Genomic DNA, 1,619 nt, shown 5'->3' with positions numbered 1-1,619 from the left:
GCCGGCGACCAGCCGGTCGCCCGGGCCAGCTCACCCTGTCCGGCCCGCCCGTCCTTCTCCAGCGCCGCCAGCAACTCGGCGTCCCCCGGCCCCGGTTGACGCGGCACCCCCGCATATCCGGAACCGGCCTGCTCGCGCAGGACCCGCGACTGCTCCGCGTCGAGCGCGTCCGCGCTGCGCCGCCAGTTCGTCGGGCCGCCCAGATACATGTGCAGCAGACAGTGCGCGGACACCGCGGTGATGCCGCCGGTGCGCGGAATGTCGTGCAGGAGAAGGGAGTTGGCGCCCGACGCGTCGGTGGGCGCGTGGACGACCGCCACGATCTCGGTGCCGCCGGAGGCGAGTTTCACCCAGGACGTGTCCGGGCGCCGTACCAGAGCGTGGGCGATGTCCTGTGCCGAGCGCGCCGCCGCGGTGAGCCGCACCAGCCACTGCGTACGGCCCGCCTGGTGCGGGTCCGTGAGTCCGACGACACGCAGTGCGGCCCCGGTGCGCAGCCGGGCGTAACGCCGCGCGACGGTCTGGGCCGAGACGCCGAGGACCGCGGCGATCCGGCTGAAGGGTGCCCGGCCGTCGATGTGCAGGGCGTGGATCAGTCCGCGGTCCAGGTCGTCCGGCGGGTTCGCGGTCATGTCCCCCGACGGCCGGTCAGAGGTCGAACTCGTGCGGCGGCAGGTCGAGGGTGAAGCAGGCCTCGCGGACCACGGCCTGCTCGGTCTTGTCGAAGTCGCCGTCCGCACCACCGATCACGATGCCGATCTGGATCACGGCACGCGCTTCGGCGGGCTTCTTCTTCGCCTTGGCGATCTCCTGCAACACGCTGACCTTGCCGAAGGCGAAGTCGGCCGTCAGCTTGTCCAGGTTCGCGTCGAAACGGCGCTGGAGGTCCATGGCATCGAAGTTCTGCAGCACCTCGTTGCTCGCGATGAGCTGGGCGACGCGCTGGCGCTCCGACGGGTCGACCGTGCCGTCAGCGGCGGCCACGAGTGCGCACATCGCCATGCTCGCGTCGCGGAACGCCCCGCTCTTCAGGTCGTTCTTCTTCGCCACGAGCTGGGTCTGCATCGTCGACGCGGACTCCTTGAAGCGGTCCCACAGGGCCATGCGAACTCCATGTGTAGTAGTCGTACGTCATGCAGTATTCGTGCGTCATGCAGTGGTCGTGTGTATACAAATCCGTGTCCGTAGCACCGTGGAAACTCCCCGGACAGGGGAGAAGTTCCGGCCGCCTAGACTGGGGCGGTTCGTGCGAAAGGAACGGCCAGGACAGGAGGCGACGACGGTGCGGACAGCCGACCGAGGCTTCGACGATCCGTCGGCCGACGTGCTCGCGGACGCCGCCGCGGCCTTCGGTCTCCTGGCCTCGCCCGCGCGGCTGCACATCGTGTGGGCGCTGGCCCAGGGCGAGAGCGATGTCACCGGGCTCGCGGAGCGGGTCGGCGGCGCGCTGCCCGCGGTCAGCCAGCACCTGACCAAACTGAAACTCGCCGGCCTGGTCCGCTCCCGCCGCGAGGGCCGCCGTCAGGTGTACTTCGTCGACGACCCCGACGTGGTCGACGTGGTCCGGCTCGCGGTCGCCCGCCTCACCGACCGCGCCGACCGCGATGTGCCCGCCCCCC

Annotated in this window: 3 protein-coding genes; 1 reads left to right on the top strand and 2 read right to left on the bottom strand. The window is 70.8% G+C overall.

Annotated features, from left to right (window positions below; all coding sequences use genetic code 11):
- A partial coding sequence (locus tag R6V09_RS52625; protein WP_317888478.1) for an Lrp/AsnC family transcriptional regulator occupies positions 1–632 on the bottom strand: 632 nt, incomplete at its 3' end.
- A 16-nt stretch (positions 633–648) separates the two neighbouring features.
- Entirely contained in the window at positions 649–1,104 is a 456-nt protein-coding gene (locus R6V09_RS52620; protein ID WP_019071429.1) for a tellurite resistance TerB family protein, read from the bottom strand.
- Between the two features lie 178 nt (positions 1,105–1,282).
- On the opposite strand from R6V09_RS52620, the gene R6V09_RS52615 reads away from it, so the two are divergent.
- Positions 1,283–1,619, top strand: a 337-nt coding sequence (locus tag R6V09_RS52615; protein ID WP_317888477.1) for an ArsR/SmtB family transcription factor, incomplete at its 3' end; no start/stop codon positions are given.

Source organism: Streptomyces sp. W16 (assembly GCF_033194735.1).
Classification (GTDB): Bacteria; Actinomycetota; Actinomycetes; order Streptomycetales; family Streptomycetaceae; genus Streptomyces.
The sequence above is the reverse complement of the archived record's forward strand: the minus strand, read 5'-3'. Positions and strand labels throughout refer to the sequence as shown.

Excerpts from the sequence above, each read along its gene's own strand:
- R6V09_RS52620 (WP_019071429.1), bottom strand. The coding sequence starts at position 1,104 with ATGGCCCTGTGGGACCGCTTCAAGGAGTCCGCGTCGACGATGCAGACC.